At 68.5% G+C, this 14,501-nt stretch carries 10 protein-coding genes and 2 pseudogenes; 2 read left to right on the top strand and 10 right to left on the bottom strand.

The window, feature by feature from the left end:
• Window positions 1-236 precede the first annotated feature (236 nt).
• A pseudogene (locus HWY45_RS12605) lies at window positions 237-695 on the bottom strand (RES family NAD+ phosphorylase); the annotation flags it as partial.
• A 783-nt stretch (window positions 696-1,478) separates the two neighbouring features.
• Between HWY45_RS12605 and HWY45_RS12600 the strand changes: the two are divergent.
• Both HWY45_RS12600 and HWY45_RS12595 read left to right on the top strand, forming a co-directional pair.
• Window positions 1,479-3,065, top strand: coding sequence for a glycosyl hydrolase family 18 protein (locus tag HWY45_RS12600; protein WP_059881598.1), 1,587 nt, complete (start codon window positions 1,479-1,481; stop codon window positions 3,063-3,065).
• Window positions 3,066-3,184: 119 nt separating this feature from the next.
• Window positions 3,185-3,340, top strand: a pseudogene (locus HWY45_RS12595) (IS6 family transposase); the annotation flags it as partial.
• 345 nt (window positions 3,341-3,685) lie between these two features.
• Here HWY45_RS12595 and HWY45_RS37150 read toward each other — a convergent pair.
• The 9 genes from HWY45_RS37150 to HWY45_RS12550 form a co-directional block, all read right to left on the bottom strand.
• A complete protein-coding gene (locus HWY45_RS37150; protein ID WP_081069750.1) occupies window positions 3,686-4,195 on the bottom strand; it encodes a GtrA family protein in 510 nt (169 codons plus the stop codon).
• Complete coding sequence (locus HWY45_RS12585) at window positions 4,192-5,487, bottom strand: NAD(P)/FAD-dependent oxidoreductase (protein WP_081063141.1); 1,296 nt, start codon at window positions 5,485-5,487, stop codon at window positions 4,192-4,194. Before HWY45_RS12585 ends, HWY45_RS37150 begins: the two co-directional genes overlap by 4 nt.
• 10 nt (window positions 5,488-5,497) lie before the next feature.
• The gene (locus HWY45_RS12580) at window positions 5,498-6,433 is read right to left on the bottom strand and encodes an NAD-dependent epimerase/dehydratase family protein (protein WP_059881596.1); all 936 of its coding nucleotides are present in this window, start codon (window positions 6,431-6,433) and stop codon (window positions 5,498-5,500) included.
• The gene (locus HWY45_RS12575; RefSeq protein ID WP_059881594.1) at window positions 6,430-7,170 is read right to left on the bottom strand and encodes an SDR family oxidoreductase; all 741 of its coding nucleotides are present in this window, start codon (window positions 7,168-7,170) and stop codon (window positions 6,430-6,432) included. Before HWY45_RS12575 ends, HWY45_RS12580 begins: the two co-directional genes overlap by 4 nt.
• The gene (locus HWY45_RS12570; protein WP_059881592.1) at window positions 7,167-8,537 is read right to left on the bottom strand and encodes an FAD-binding oxidoreductase; all 1,371 of its coding nucleotides are present in this window, start codon (window positions 8,535-8,537) and stop codon (window positions 7,167-7,169) included. Before HWY45_RS12570 ends, HWY45_RS12575 begins: the two co-directional genes overlap by 4 nt.
• On the bottom strand, window positions 8,534-9,952 hold the full coding sequence (locus HWY45_RS12565) for a UbiA family prenyltransferase (RefSeq protein WP_059881590.1): 1,419 nt from the start codon (window positions 9,950-9,952) through the stop codon (window positions 8,534-8,536). Before HWY45_RS12565 ends, HWY45_RS12570 begins: the two co-directional genes overlap by 4 nt.
• A 17-nt stretch (window positions 9,953-9,969) precedes the next feature.
• Complete coding sequence (locus HWY45_RS12560; RefSeq protein ID WP_063888716.1) at window positions 9,970-10,650, bottom strand: class I SAM-dependent methyltransferase; 681 nt, start codon at window positions 10,648-10,650, stop codon at window positions 9,970-9,972.
• A 10-nt stretch (window positions 10,651-10,660) separates the two neighbouring features.
• Entirely contained in the window at window positions 10,661-13,096 is a 2,436-nt protein-coding gene (locus tag HWY45_RS12555; RefSeq protein ID WP_059881588.1) for a hypothetical protein, read from the bottom strand.
• A 113-nt stretch (window positions 13,097-13,209) separates the two neighbouring features.
• Window positions 13,210-14,499, bottom strand: coding sequence for a glycosyltransferase (locus HWY45_RS12550; RefSeq protein ID WP_150998942.1), 1,290 nt, complete (start codon window positions 14,497-14,499; stop codon window positions 13,210-13,212).
• Between the last annotated feature and the right edge of the window lie 2 nt (window positions 14,500-14,501).

Here is a 14,501-nt window from a genome sequence, read left to right as displayed (position 1 = left end):
CGTTCAGACGCCCTCCTTCGACACTGCGTAACGAACAAACCGAAGCAAAGCAGACAGCCAAACCAACCTCAAAACCGGACATTTCTATTTAGCTGGCGCCACGACATCTTGAAATGGCCATGACATTAATAGGGTCTGGTTTATATTAGAGGACTGCAGTCAACGTCACGAACGCTGACGTCCGCGTCGCCGTCGCGTCGCGGCGCGTGCCACGCAGCCGGGTTACGATGCGCCGCCGCCGGCATGACAAACAGTCGTTCATCCCAAACGACCGGCCGCGGTTCCGCAACGACAATCCGTACGGCGTCCGGGTGTGCGGGATTCACCAGCGCGTTGTATTCGGCGCGCGCGACGACCGACGGCACGACCAGGATCGCGCTGCGCGCTTCCGTCAGCCATGCGTCGCCGAATCGACGGGCGATCTGCTGCGCCGGGGCGTCCCACCCTTCGGGCAGCGATTCGGCGGTGTGTCGTTCGATGCTCACGTCATCGGACACGGTCGACTCGACGCATGCGTGCGTCTTTGGCACCCTGCCGATACGCGCGTGGACGAGCACCTTGAGCATGGCGCCCGCGAACGTCAGCGCCGCGTAAATGACCGGACGGCCCGGGCTGTTGAAGCGTCCGCCGATCAGCATCGCACCGGCGCCGCTCCAGATCGTGTGCCGCGTGTCGGCGATGCGGTACAACTTCATGCCGGAAGCCCGTAGAAGAACTTCCACAGCACTTCCTCGTAACGCCGTCACGGACCGTGGTTTGCCAGGTGTGCGCCGGGCGGGCCGGTACAGCGCCGCGCGATACCAGCGCTGACGCCGCTTGCGAGTCAGTGTGAGCAGATCGGCACACGTAGCGACGTCGGCGGCCGTGAGCCGCGCAATGAGCTGGGGTCGAACCAGCCCTCGAGCGCGTGCTCGGGCTGCGACGTCTCAACGAGACTCGCAGCCCTCCGCGCCCTGCTTCGGGTATGGACAGCAATGCGAGCGCGGATCTCGCGCAGGGCCCCGTCGTGGACATTGTTACGCATTTAAATGCATATCCGTGCCGATGTTCAAGAATACGATGCGCTTCAACAGCGTATTCAGGTTGACTTAACAGTTATCACATTGTCATCGCCGGATTTTTCGGGATATCGATTACCCCTGACATCTGCAGCCGATCAAGATGGATTTTTCTAAATAATCGTTTTCCAAGCAACTATGCCGGAGACTGATTCCGTTTTTAGGACCGCCAGGCGCGAATCTCATCGTGGCGCGGTGAGTCATTCCCCTAAACGACGCCGAATAGATTTACGCAAGCCAACAACGACATCGAAATCAGTCTTGCAAAAAAGGGGGGGCCATAGATTTCCTGAAGCGCCCCGAAATTCTCCTTGCATTTCACAAATCCTGGCCAATACTGATACCAATTTAATACCAAATACATACCAAAGTAAGCCAGGCTTCATCACCGGCATCCGCCATAAAGCAAAGGAGAATGTAATGCAACGTTCGATTCACCGCCTGTGCCTGCCCCTGATCGGCGCGAGCAGCCTCTTCGTGGCCAGCTCTGCGGCCTATGCCCTGCCCAGCTGCAGCGCCTGGCAATCCAGCCAGATCTATAACGCGGGCGATTACGCCTTGTACAACGGCCAAACCTGGCAAGCGCAATGGTGGACGCGAGGGGAAACGCCTACAGCCAGCCAAGGGTCCGTTTGGCAGCAGCGCGCCGCCAACTCATGCGCGCCTGTCAGCGGCGGCGGCTCAGGCAGCGGCGTGCCGCCGGAACCCACGCCCACCGTGGGCTACAACGTGGGCTCTTATTTCACCCAATGGGGCATTTATCAGCGCCAGTACTTTGTGAAAAACCTGGCGGCCAGCGGCGGCGATAAAAAACTCACCGTGCTCAACTACGCTTTTGGCAATGTCTACGCCAACGGCCAGTGCGGCATGGTCACGGTGGCGGAAAGCGGCAATGGCGATGGCGGCGACGCCTGGGCGGATTACCAGCGCGCCTTCCCCGCGGCGGAGTCCGTGGACGGCCAGGCAGACAGCTGGGACACCCCACTACGCGGCAACTTCAACCAACTGCGTAAGCTGAAACTGAAAAATCCGCAGCTCAAGGTGCTGATCTCCCTGGGCGGCTGGACCTGGTCCAAGAACTTCTCCACCGTAGCCGCCAGCGACGCCAGCCGCCAGGCGCTGGTTTCCTCCTGCATCAACCTCTACATCAAGGGCAACCTGCCGCAACAAGAAAACGCTGGGGGACAGGGTGTGGCGCTGGGCGTGTTTGACGGCTTTGACATCGACTGGGAATACCCGGTGGCCGGTGGCCTGCCCACCAATCATTACAGCGCGGCGGACAAGCAAAACTTCACCCTGCTGCTGGCGGAGTTCCGCCGTCAGCTGGATGCGCTGGGCCAGCAGAACAAGCGTCGCTATTACCTTTCCGCCGCGCTGGGCGCCGGAGTGGACAAAATCCGCAATACCGAACCGAGCAACTACGGCACTTACCTGGACTGGGCCAATGTGATGTCTTATGACTTCCATGGCGGCTGGGAAGCGCAGGGCCCCACCAACTTCCAGTCCAACCTCTACCCGGATCCGGCCAATCCGGCCCAGAACGACGCCAAGTTCTATGATATCGACGACGCGGTGAATGCCCTGGTCAGCGCTGGCCTGGCCCGCAACCGCATCAATGTGGGCATCCCCTTCTATGGCCGCGGCTGGACCGGCGTGGCCGCCGGCCCTAATGGCAATGGCCTGTATCAAAGCGCCACCGGCCCCGCGCCCGGCACTTACGAGGCGGGTTACGAGGACTATCGTGTGCTGGGGGGCCGCGCAGGCACGCGTTATGTGCATCCCGTCACCAAGCAGCTGTGGAGCTATGACGGCACGCAGTTCTGGAGTTATGACACACCGGATGTGATCCGCACCAAGCTGGGCTACGTCAAAGCCCAGCAGCTGGGCGGCGTGTTCAGTTGGTCATTGGATGGCGACGATATGCAAGGCTCACTGCTGTCCGCCATGGGCGAGTTGCGCAGCGCCACCGCCGCCACCAAGCCCACCGGGGTGACCCCGAACCGTTAATGCTAGCAAAGCATTTTTAGCTGGAGTCCAGCATGCCGGTCCGCGTGCCCAATCCCTCGCTCAAGGCACGCGGTCTTTTAACGACGCACCGGCATTGTCACGTTGGCGTAGGTAACGACATGAAAACGACCTCGCTCTATCGTGGACGCCGGTTTCCTGCGGCCACCATTGCTCAGGCCGTGCGGTGGTATTTCCGCTTCCAGCTCAGCCTGCGCGATGTCGAAGAATTGCTGTTCGAGCGCGGTGTCGTGGTGAGCTGCGAAACGATCCGGCGCTGATGCGACAAATTTGGCGGGCCCAACGGGTGTAGCAGCCATATCCTAATGTCGTGTTCGGGGATGCGGCGGAATTCTTGGACTAGCTCCTAATAGTCCAAGAATTCCGCCGCACCCCCTTCTGGCCATTTACAGATGTCGTGTTTTTGACTGCTGGCATGCTGGACGGCTCGTGGAGCAAGCGCGGAGCCGACCATGCAGCCAACCGGATTGGTGACACTGACGATGCGAGAGCTTGATCGACTCAAGGTGATCCAGGCGGTGGCCGAAACTGGGCTGATACCGGGCCGCGCGGCTGAGCGACGGCCCCTGCCAGCCACGGCCGGGCCCGCTCGACGCGCGACCTCAGCGAAACGACCAGTTTCGATGCGCGAAGTAGCTGGTGAACACAGGTGCCCCGACGCCGGCCAGGTGCGCCAGGTCCTGCGCATGCCAGCCGAAGCCGACGGCCGGCATCAGGTGCTGGGCGAGCCCCACGCTGACGGCCCAGGTCTGCGGCAGCGCGAACAGGTTGACGGCCGTGAAGGCGGCCGCCGAGCGCCAGGTGCGCTGGCCGCCCGCGCCGAACACGTAGCGGCGCGCCAGTAGGTAGCCGCAGCTCACGCCCACCACCCAGGCCAGCACGATCGCCGTGGTATAGGGCAGCCACAGGCTGAACAGCATGCGCGAGCCGAGGTTGGCCGCCGCCGCGATGCCGCCGGTGGCGAGAAAACGCGCGAAACGGCGCGAGCCCTCTCTCCCGACCGCCGTCGTCGCCGTTCCCGTTCCCGTTCCCGTTCCCGTTCCCGTTCCCGTTCCCGTTCCCGTTCCCGTTCCCGCTCCCGCTCCCGCGGCTCCGGAACCCGGCGCGCTCATAGCATGCGCGCCATCCGGCGCGCCAGGCCGATGCTTTCGGAAATCCCGCGATCTTCCGGGTAGTAGTGGCAGGTATCGGCCACCAACAGGCCTTCCACCGGCGTGCGGATCGGCGGCAGCCGATCGAGGAAGCCCGGGCCGCAGACAGGCTGCGCGTGACGATAGCGGTTCACCCTCACCTCCAGCACATCCTCGGCGCTCAGTGCCGGATTGATGCGACGCAGGTAGCCGACCACCTTGGTCTCGTAGGCCGCATCCGGCTCGGCGTACTTCGGATGCGTGCCCGGCATGTAGAACGGCACGTAGACCACATGCGCATCGAGCGGGCGCAGGTTGGTGTATTCGACGATGCCCGGAATATCCATGGCGGGATCGTTAACGTTGAGCCAGAAGTTGTCGCTCACCGGCTTCGCCAGCTTGACGATCACACAGACCACGGCGACGTTCGGAATCGCGCGCCAGGCGTCGAGGATCTCGGCCGGCAGGTCCGGCATCAGGCGCGACGCGTGAGCCAGCGGCACGGTGCTGATCACCTGCTCGAAGCGCTGCTCGCCGGCGGCGGTGAGCACGCCCCTCACGCGGCCCGCCTCGATCAGCACGCGCTGCACCGGCTGGCCGAGCCGCAGCTCGCCGCCGCGGCGCTCGATCTCGGCGCGCATCGCCTCGAGCAGCGCCGCCGAGCCGCCCTCCAGGTAGCCGAGCTTCTCGCGCATCAGGCTGTAGCGCGAGCGGCCGATGCGGCGGATGCGACTCCAGATCCAGGCGGCCGAGAGATCCTGCGCGTGCTCGTAGAACTTGTAGTCGAACAGCCGCCGCCACAGCACCTCCCAGGCTTCCTCGCCGATCCAGCGGCGGATCCAGCCGGTCGCCTCGATGCGGTCCAGGTCGCGCCAATGGTCGCGCCGCGTCGCCAGCAGCGCATGCAGCCCGTAGCGGAACTTCGCGATCCAGCCCAGGCCGCGAAAGCGCAGCAGCGCGAGCGGGTTGCCCCAGCGCTGCACACGGTTCCGGTAGAAGTAGCCCATGCGCGTCTCGACCCAGCGCAGGCGATCCTCCATGCCCAGCTCGCGCAACACCTCGAAGAAAGCGTGGTCCGAAGCGGCATGGAAGTGGTAATAGCGTTCGATGTCGATGCCGCCGAAATCGAAGGAGGCGGCCATCCCGCCGATCCGGTCGTCGGCCTCGAACACCACCACCCGGCGCCCGTCGCGCGCGAGCTGGTAGGCCACGCCGAGCCCCATCGGCCCGGCGCCGAGCACGGCCACTGCCGGCTTGTCGCTGCGTCGCTCCATCGGGCCTCCCTCAGAAATCCAGCTGGACGCGGCTGTACACCGGGTCGCCGAAGGTCTCGCCGACCGCCTCGCGCAGCGAGGTGGCGCGCACCCCGAAGATGCGCTCCCAGTCGATCACCTCGAATTCGTCGCCGGCCGTCAGCGCCCGCAGCTGCGCGGCGGTAAACGGCGGATCGCGATCGAACCAGGCATAGATGGTCAGCAGCGCATGGAACAGCCGGTACGGGATCCTGACGATCGCGCAGCGCGCGCGCACCGCGCGGCGCACCTCGCGGATCAGGTCGATGTAGTCGACGCGCTCGCGGCCGCTGATGTTGTAGACCTGGCCGCGGATGCGCGCCTCCAGGCAGGCCACGATCACGTTGCAGAAGTCGCCCGCGTAGAGCGGCTGGCGCACGAAGCGCCCCGAGCCCGGCACCGGGAACACCGGCACGCGCTGCATGAAGCGCGACAGCCAGCCCAGGTGCTTGCGGTCGAACCAGCCGAACATCAGGGTCGGGCGCAGCACCACGCAGTCGATACCCGAGGCCAGCACCATCTGCTCCTGCTCACGCTTGGTCTGCGTGTAGAAATCGTCGCCGACCGACTCGACCACCGAGGAGCTGATGTGCACCGTATGCGGCACGCGGTGCAGGCGGATCGCCTCCAGCACCTGGCGCGTGCTGTCGAGGTTGTTGCGCACGAAGGGCTCGCGCGTCGGCCCGCCGATCTGCGCCTGCAGCATCACCACCGCGTCCGCGCCCGCGAAGTGGCGGGACCAGTCGCCCGGCTCGGCCAGGTCGGCGTATTCGGCGACGATGTCGGGATGCAGCCGGCGCAGCACCGCCAGGTTCGCGCGATGCTTGTCGAGCACCACAATCTCTTTCACGCCGCGGCGCTTGAGCCGCGCCACCAGGTTCTGTCCGACGAGCCCGGCGCCGCCGGGCAAGATCACTCGCAAGTTCACAAGGACACTCTCTTGAAAAGGAAGCCGGGCATCCAGCGGATCGCGCACATCACGCCCGCCCAGAACCACGGCGTGTAGATCGCGTCGCGACGGCGCGCCACCGCGCGCACGATGTCGGCCGCCACGCGCTCGGGCCGCGCCACCAGCGGCCCCGGCAATTGCAGATGGGCCGTCATCGGCGTGGCGACGAAGCCGGGCTTGATCACCAGCACGTGCACGCCCGATTTCGCGAGCCGCGCGCGCAGGCCCTCGCAGAACGCCACCACGGCAGCCTTCGCGGCGCCATAGACGTAGTTCGAGGGCCGCCCGCGATCGGCCGCCACCGAGGCGATCACCGCGATCGTGCCGGCGCCGCGCGCGGCCATCCGGTTGGCCAGCGGCGTGAGCAGCGCGATGGTGGACAGCCCGTTGGTGCTGAACTCGCGCACCGCCAGCGCCGCGTCGCGCTCGCAGGCGGCCTGCTCGGGCAGCGAGCCGTGCGCGACCAGCGCCAGCTCGATCGGGCCCAGCGCGCGCTCGGCCGCCTCCAGCATCGCCGCGTGCGTGTCGAGCGCATTGGCGTCGAATGCGAGGGTCGCGACGCGCGACGCTCCGCGCAGGCGCAGGTCGTCGGCGATCTGTTCGAGCCGGTCGGCGCGCCGGCCGGCCAGGCACAGCGCGGCGCCCTCGCCGGCCCAGCGGCGCGCGCATTCGGTCGCGATCGCCGAGGTCGCGCCCACGATCAGGATGGTCTTCATGTCTCGGTGGTCCGTTGCCAGAAACGCGACTGGATCGCCGGGTCGCGCAAGGCCTCGACGCGCGTCCAGGCCGGATAGGCGCGCCGGAAGTCCTCGCCCGACATATGGGCGTCCTTCGCGGGATAAAGACGGCCGCGCGCGCCGCGCACGATCGCGTCGAGCCGCGCGAACAGCGCCGCGTTGCGCGCGTCGTGCTGGGCGAAGTCGAGCGCGAGCGAGGTGCCCTCGAGCGGGAACGACAGCAGCCCCGGCGAGACCAGCGCCCCGCAGCGCTTGAGCACGGCCAGGAAGGAACCGGCACGGCTGGCCGCAATCGCCGCCAGCATCTCGCCCATCGCGTCGCGCGCATCGGCAGCCGGCACCACGCACTGGTATTGCTGGAAACCGCGCCGGCCATAGATACGGTGCCATTCGAGCAGGCCGTCGAGCGGATAGAGGAACGGCAGCAGCTCGACCCGCGCGCTGCCGGCGGCGCGGCCGGCGCGCCAGTAATGCAGCGCGTTGAAGGCCGGCACCGACAGGCGGTTCACCAGCGAGAACGGCGGCGTGAACGGCACCGTCAGCTGCCGCGTCGACGGCCGGCTACGCATGCCGGAGCGGCCAGCCGCATTGCCCTTACCCCCACCCTGCCCGCCCTGACCGCGCGCTTCAGCCGGCGCCGCATCGGCCACCGTCAGCACGCCGCGGCCCAGCGCCTTGCCGCGGCTGCCGCAATCGATCCAGGCCACGCTGTACTCGTGGCGCGCATCGTGCTCGTTCGACAGCGCGAAGAACTCGTCGAGTCCGCCGAAGCGCATCTGGCGCAGATCGACACGAGCCGAGGGCACCTGCATCAATTGCAACTCGACCCAGCTGATCACGCCGGTCAGGCCGAGCCCGCCGATGGTCGCCGCGTACAGCTCGGGATGGCTCCGCGCATCGATCTCGAGCGGCCCGAGATCGGAGCGCACCAGGCCGAAACGCGTGACATGGCGGCCGAAGGTGCCGCGTATGTGATGGTTCTTGCCATGCACGTCGTTGGCGAGCGCGCCGCCGAGCGTCACGTAGCGCGTGCCCGGCGTGACGGGCAGCATCCAGCCGCGCGGCAGCGCCGCGTCGAGCAGCACGTCGAGCGTCATGCCGGCTTCCGCGCGGATGCGGCCCGTCTGCCAGTCGGCGTCGATGAAGCGGTCGAGCGACTTCATCCACAGCACCTGGTCGGAGACGGCCAGGCAGCTGTCGCCGTAGCTGCGGCCGTTGCCGTAGGCCAGCACCGAAGCCTGCCGCCCGCTCAGCAGCGCGGGCAGGCTGTCGCGCCAGTGCACCGGCGCGCCCGTCTGCGGATGGCGCGGATAGCGCGCCCAGGATCGCAGGCCGGTCGTGCTCATATCGCGCTGACGAAGACCAGCACGAACAACGCGGCCACGCCGAGGCTGGTGGCATCGGTGGCGGCGAACAACACCGGGTCGCTGTTCATCTGGCCGCGATTGGTGATGATCCAGGTGCGGCTGACCCAGTACAGCAGCAGCGGGCAGGACAGCCAGATGCGTTGCGGATTGGCGTAGAGCATCAGGGTGACGGGATCCTGGATGTAGAGCGCGAGCACCAGCACCGACAGGTAGCCGGCCGCCGCGCCCAGCGCCAGCACGATGGCGCGGTCGTCGCTGACATAGCCGCGCCCGCGCGCCTGGCCGCCGGCCAGCGCCACCAGTTCGGTGTAGCGCTTCACGAGCGCGAGGCTCAGGAAGATGCACATCGAGAAGGCAAGCAGCCAGAAGCTCAGGCGCATGCCGAAGGCGGCCGTGCCGGCCGCGAGCCGCGCCGTGTAGAGCGCGGCCAGCGCGATCACGTCGACGATCACCATGCGCTTGAGCACGAAGGAATAGGCCACCGTCAACGCGTAATAGGCCGCCAGCGCCAGCGAAAACGCGCTCGGCAGGCAGCTCAGCGCGATCGCCAGCGAGGCGGCCAGCAACAGCGGAAAGGCGACGGCGCCCGAGAGCAGCGACAGCGCCCCGCTAGCGAACGGCCGATGCCGCTTGACCGCGTGATGGCGGTCGTCGTCGAGATCGACCAGGTCGTTGAGCACGTAGACGCTGGAGGCGCACAGCCCGAAGGCGAGGAAGGCCAGCAGGCCCTGCCAGAACAGCGCCGGCTCGCCGGCGCGATGCGCGGCGAACAGCGGCACGAACACCAGCAGGTTCTTGAGCCATTGATGCAGGCGCAGCGCGCGGGCCCAGACGCGCAGCGTGCCGGCGCGCGTGTCGATCACGTGCTCGACGTTGCCGTTGCGCTGCGCCTCGCGCGCGATGCGCCGGGGCGCGTTGACCACGTAGGCGCGCTCGGCCGCGCGCCACGCGGAAAGATCGTCGCGGGAATTGCCGACGTAGTCGAAACCCTTGTCGCCGTAGGCGCCCACCAGCGCGTCGCGCTTGTTGTCGGCCGACAGGTTGACGGCGCCGTCGCTGGCGAAGGTGCGATCGAACAGGCCCAGGTGGCCGGCGATCGCATTGGCGTAGTGCGAGGCGCTGGCGGTGGCCAGCGTGATCGGCCGGCCCTGGCTGCGCTCGGCGCGCAGCCATTCGAGCACCGTGCCGTTGTAGGGCAGGCTCGTCACGTCGACGCTCGCGGCCTCGGCCAGGCGCTGCTTGAGGCCGGCCTTGCCGCCCTGCAGCAGCCACAGCAGCGGCCGATAGAAGCGATGCGGCCAGCGCTTCAGGTAGGCGAGCCCGGACTCGACCAGCATGTCCGACTGGATCAGCGTCCCGTCGAGATCGACGACGAGTATCTTGTCAGCTTGCATGAATCGCCTCGTCGGGATCAGCGCGCGTGGGCGTCGGCAGGCTTGCGCGCGACGATGAAGAACTGCTTGCCGAGCAGCGGCCAGACCGGCGGCAGGCGCAGGTAGAGCCAGACCAGCGCCGGATGCGTGGGCAGCGCGCCCTGTGTCGTGTAGGGCAGGAAGCGGTCGATCGAGCGCTCGATCTCGAAGCCGGCCAGGTGGAGCGCCTCGGCCAGCGACTTGTCGGTCAGGCCCAGATGGTGGTCGTAGAAATCCCAGTAGGCGCCCGCCAGGTAGCGCAGGTTCGGCCCCAGGATCAGGTAGCGCCCGCCCGGCTTCAGCGCGCGCCGCACCGAGCCCAGGAAGGTGTCGAGGGTGGCCTTGTCGGGCAGGTGTTCGAGGAAGTTCGAGGTGAACAGCAGGTCGGCCTGCCCCGCCACCAGTTCGCCAACCTGGGTGGCCGCCGCCTGGTGGAACTCGATGCCGGCCTCCAGGCTGCGGCGCGCGTCGGGGTTCAGGTCGATCGCGATGCGGCGCCGGGCCCGCACGTGGTTGATGAATTCGCCGTAGCCCGAGGCGACGTCGACCACCGTGTCGCCGGGCGCCACGTAGCGCTTCAGGAAGCTGCCGTAGATTGTCCGCCAGATCGCGTCCTTGCGCGCCAGCACGTGGTCGGCGAAGCGCTTGCGATAGAGCAGTGCCAGTTGGTTCGGGTTCATCTCAGGGTCCTCAGTCGGCGAACTGCAGCGCCACGCGCGTATTGCTGCACGACACCAGCCCGCCCTCGCTGGCATAGGCCACGCCGAGCGTCTGCCTGCCGTGCAGCCCGGCCGGGTCGAGATAGGCGGTGTAGCCGAGATCGGGCAAGGGGCCGGCGCCGATCATGTCCTGCACGTCCAGGCGCGGCATGGCGCGGGTCGGCGCGTAGCGCACGTGGCCGCTTGCATCGGTCAGGCTCAGGTAGGTGCGCGCTGGCGGCCGCATGGTCTGCGGCTGCGCCACCAGCCAGCCTTCGGCCGACAGCACGTGGCCGATACGCGCGCTGGCGGGCGCCGGATAGGTTTCGTTGAGCACCAGCAGGCTGCCCATGCAGGCGCCCTCGCGGCGCTGCGCGGTGCGATCGGCCGGCGCGAGATCGCCGAGCGGGTCGTGCTGGAACAGGCTGGCGGGATCGGCTGCCGGCGTGACCGGCGCAGGCGTCAGCGTCACGCGGTAATGGCTCTGCCAGGCATAGGCGCCGCCTTCGGCCGCCTCCACCGTGAAGCGCGTCACCTGCTGCGCGCGCAGTGTGCCGGGCGCGCCGTACATCAGCGCGAACTCGGTCGAATTGCGCACCAGCGGGCTCAGCACGAAACCGGCGCGGGCCATGCCGGAGACCAGCTTGTAGTCCTGCTCGCTGCCGTCGCGCAACGTGACGCGGATGCGCAGCGCGGCCGGCTTCAGCGCGAAGGCGCGCAGGCGCCCCGCCAGGCTCGGTTCGACGTCCAGCTTCGCCATCAGCGGCACGGCGGAATCGGGCACCGTGACGGGCACGCCCAGCATCGCGTCGGCCTTGAGCACCGGCGCCTGCGGACTGGCTGGCGCCGGCGCGTGCGCGAGATAGAGGAAGTTGTCGCGGAACGCCACCGGACGGTAGTCGCGCATCAGCACCGGCCAGCTCGGGCCGTCGTCGAGCGTCGGGTACTTGCCGTCGATCGGCGTGACCCGCATCAGCACCATGTCGGGCGCGCGCGCGCCGGCCAGGTGCGCCGCGTTCAGGCCCGCCAGCATCGGACTGTAGGCCGCGTAGCTCTGGATCACCGGGCGCGGGTTCCACTGGTTGCCGGCCGCAAACAGATCCGATTGCCAGAACGAGTAGATGTCCGAACTGCCCTTCATCAGCGGCACCTCGTGCTCGCGGCGCAGCGCCGCGAGGCGTGCCCGGTAGGCCTGCGCGAGCGCATCGCCGCGCGCGCGCAGCGCGAGGCCCTCGCTCACGCCGAGCGCGGTACGCGCGACGTTCATCGCGTAGCGCGCGGGCGTCGCCTCGGTGTAGTGCAGCGCGATCGCCCAGCCCGCCGCCGCGCCGAGCACGGCCAGCCCCGCGCCCGGCCAGGACGGCGCGGCCAGCGCGAACACCAGACCCGCGAAGGCAATAGCGCTGGCGGCGATCAGCGCGTGATCGTCGTGGCGCACGAAGCCGCCCTTGAAGCAGAGGAACAGGAAGGCCGCGAAGGACAGCAGCAGGAAGGCGCGCAGCCTGAACGCCTCACCGCGCCGCAGGGCGATCGCGGCGAGCAGCGCCAGCGCCGGGAGCAGGTAGAGCGCGAGATCGATGGCCGGGCCGTCCAGCGCCATGCCCTCCTCGTAGCCCGAGATCATTGCCACCAGCGAATGCAGGTAGGGCCCGAGCGCCGCCAGCGGCTGGCCCGCCGCCTGCCACAGCGCCATGGCGGCCAGCGGCGGCGCGAGCAGCATGACCAGCGCGACGCCCCACGCGCGGCGGCTGGCCAGCAGCAGCACGCAGAGCAGCAACGCCGCCGCGCAAGCGGGCAGCATCGAGCCTTTCACCAGCGGCAGCAGGCCGAACGGCGCGAACATCAGCAGCGCGGCAAGCGGCTTGCGCCAGGCCGAGCCGGGCTCGACCTGCGCGTCGAGCCCGCGGCAATGGCGATACCAGGCCGCCGAAACCAGCAGCGGATAACCGAGCAGCAGCACGTCGTGCGACAGCGCGCCGGCGATCATCAAGGCGAGCAGCAGGGGCAGCACGCGCCCGGCGCCGCGCGTGAGCTGCAGCGTCGCGCTCGCGTAGCCGAGCAGAAACACCGCGCTGGCGGCCAGCATCAGGCCGTCGGTGGCGGGATGGAACACGCGCGTGAACACGCCCGCATACGGCCCGAGCGTGAAGACGATGTCGCGGCCGAACACCAGGCCCTGCGCCAGCGCCTGGTTCAGCGCGGCCATCCACGACGGATCGAGCCCCTCGCCCGGCATTGCCGGCCGCCACGGCAGGATCACCGCGGCCAGGGCCAGCACCGCTAGCCATCGACAGGCCAGCGCCAGGCCGCCCCGGCCCGCCGCGCCGTGCTCCCGCGCCGGCGTGATGCCGCCGGGCGCGGCGGCCGGCGTGCCCGGCACGGCGGCCGCGGCGGAGGCCTGCATCGTCAGATCATGCTTGTCACTCACCTGCTCTCTCCCTCGTCGTCGATCGGCGCCGGCCGCCTTCCGGCGGGCCCGGCCATGCCGTCGTGCTTGTCTCGATTCTCGATACCGGCATGCATGGCCACGCCGGCCGTTTCTCAGTGCGCCGTCGCGGCGGCCGGCATCGCCGCTCGCGGCACGGCGGCGCCGGCGGCCTGCGCGCTGTTCGCGCCGTGCGCCTCGACCGCCTCGCGCAGCAGTGCCGGGAAGGCCGTGAACGGATCCATCTGCGCGAAGGCGCCGGCCACTTCCCGCGCGCGCGCCGCGTAGGCCGGATCGGCCAGAATCCGTGCGACGATCGCCGGCAGTTCGCCGCGCCGCACGCGCACCGGCCTCACCGTCAGCCCCGCGCCGTAGCGCTCGATGTAGCGCATCGCCAGCAGCTGGTCCATGTTGGTCGGGATGCCGATCACCGGCGTGCCCTCGCCGAGCGCCTGGTAGCCGGTGGGGCTGCCGCCGTTGCTGATCACCAGGTCGGCGCGCCGCGCGATCTCGGCACCGGGCAGGAAGCTCGCGGTGTACAGCCCCTCGCGCGGCGCCGGCAGGTAGCGGCCGCCCGAGGTGGTCACCACCTGCAGGCCTGCCCCGAGCAGCCCGTCGACGATGCGGTCGGTCAGGCTCACGTCGCCCGAGGAGCCGAGCGAGACATAGACCACCGGCCGGCCTTCGTCGAGCGAGGTCCACCAGTCGGGCAGGCCGACGGCGGGCGACCAGCTCACCGGGCCGAGATAGGCGTGCCCGGCCGGCAGCGCCGCGAGCGGCACCAGCGACGGCGAGTCGTAGTAGCCGACGCGATCGCCGAAGGTCCAGCCGGCGCGGCAGGAAGCGAACGGCGGCAGGCCGAAGTGGCGGCGCGCGCCGTCCAGCGCGCGGGCCTGGAAGGCCAGCACGATGCGTCCCATCAGCGGCATCAGCCTGGGCACGAACGGCAGCCGCGACATGTTCAGGCCGCGGATCTCGGGCACCGGCAGCACCGGATCGTCCACCCCGGTGCTCCAGTAGGCGTTGATCAGCGCCACGTAGGGCACGCCGGCCAGCCGCGTGGCGACCGACAGGGAATGGCGGAAATCGCCGACCACCACGTCGGGCTCGACATGCCGGATCAGCGCCAGATCCTCTTCCGTGTACCCGATCAGTTCCCGCTTCGAATACAGGGCCGCGCCGGTCTCGATCGCATCGAGGAAGGCTTGCGCGCTCTTCGAATGGATCTCGTGATAGCGGACCGCCGGATCGTCGTGGACATAGGCATAACGCGCGTCGCAGGCGAAGTGCACCTCGAAGGCGCGCTTGTCGAGCGCCTTCGCGAGGCAATAGGGCCGCGCCACGTGCGCGAAGGTGGCCGCCTCGCCGAAGCAGAGCACGCGCAGGGGTCGAGTCGCGAAAGTCAAGA

Origin of the sequence: Burkholderia stagnalis (genome assembly GCF_902830275.1) — a bacterium.
Taxonomy (GTDB): domain Bacteria; phylum Pseudomonadota; class Gammaproteobacteria; order Burkholderiales; family Burkholderiaceae; genus Burkholderia; species Burkholderia stagnalis.
Note: the sequence above shows the minus strand (reverse complement) of the source record. Positions and strands in the feature narration are given on the sequence as shown.

Coding starts and splice junctions, on each gene's coding strand:
- HWY45_RS12560 (WP_063888716.1), bottom strand. CDS start 10,650: ATGAACCCGAACCAACTGGCACTGCTCTATCGCAAGCGCTTCGCCGAC.
- HWY45_RS12585 (WP_081063141.1), bottom strand. CDS start 5,487: ATGGAGCGACGCAGCGACAAGCCGGCAGTGGCCGTGCTCGGCGCCGGG.
- HWY45_RS12570 (WP_059881592.1), bottom strand. CDS start 8,537: ATGAGCACGACCGGCCTGCGATCCTGGGCGCGCTATCCGCGCCATCCG.
- HWY45_RS37150 (WP_081069750.1), bottom strand. CDS start 4,195: ATGAGCGCGCCGGGTTCCGGAGCCGCGGGAGCGGGAGCGGGAACGGGA.
- HWY45_RS12575 (WP_059881594.1), bottom strand. CDS start 7,170: ATGAAGACCATCCTGATCGTGGGCGCGACCTCGGCGATCGCGACCGAA.
- HWY45_RS12600 (WP_059881598.1), top strand. CDS start 1,479: ATGCAACGTTCGATTCACCGCCTGTGCCTGCCCCTGATCGGCGCGAGC.
- HWY45_RS12565 (WP_059881590.1), bottom strand. CDS start 9,952: ATGCAAGCTGACAAGATACTCGTCGTCGATCTCGACGGGACGCTGATC.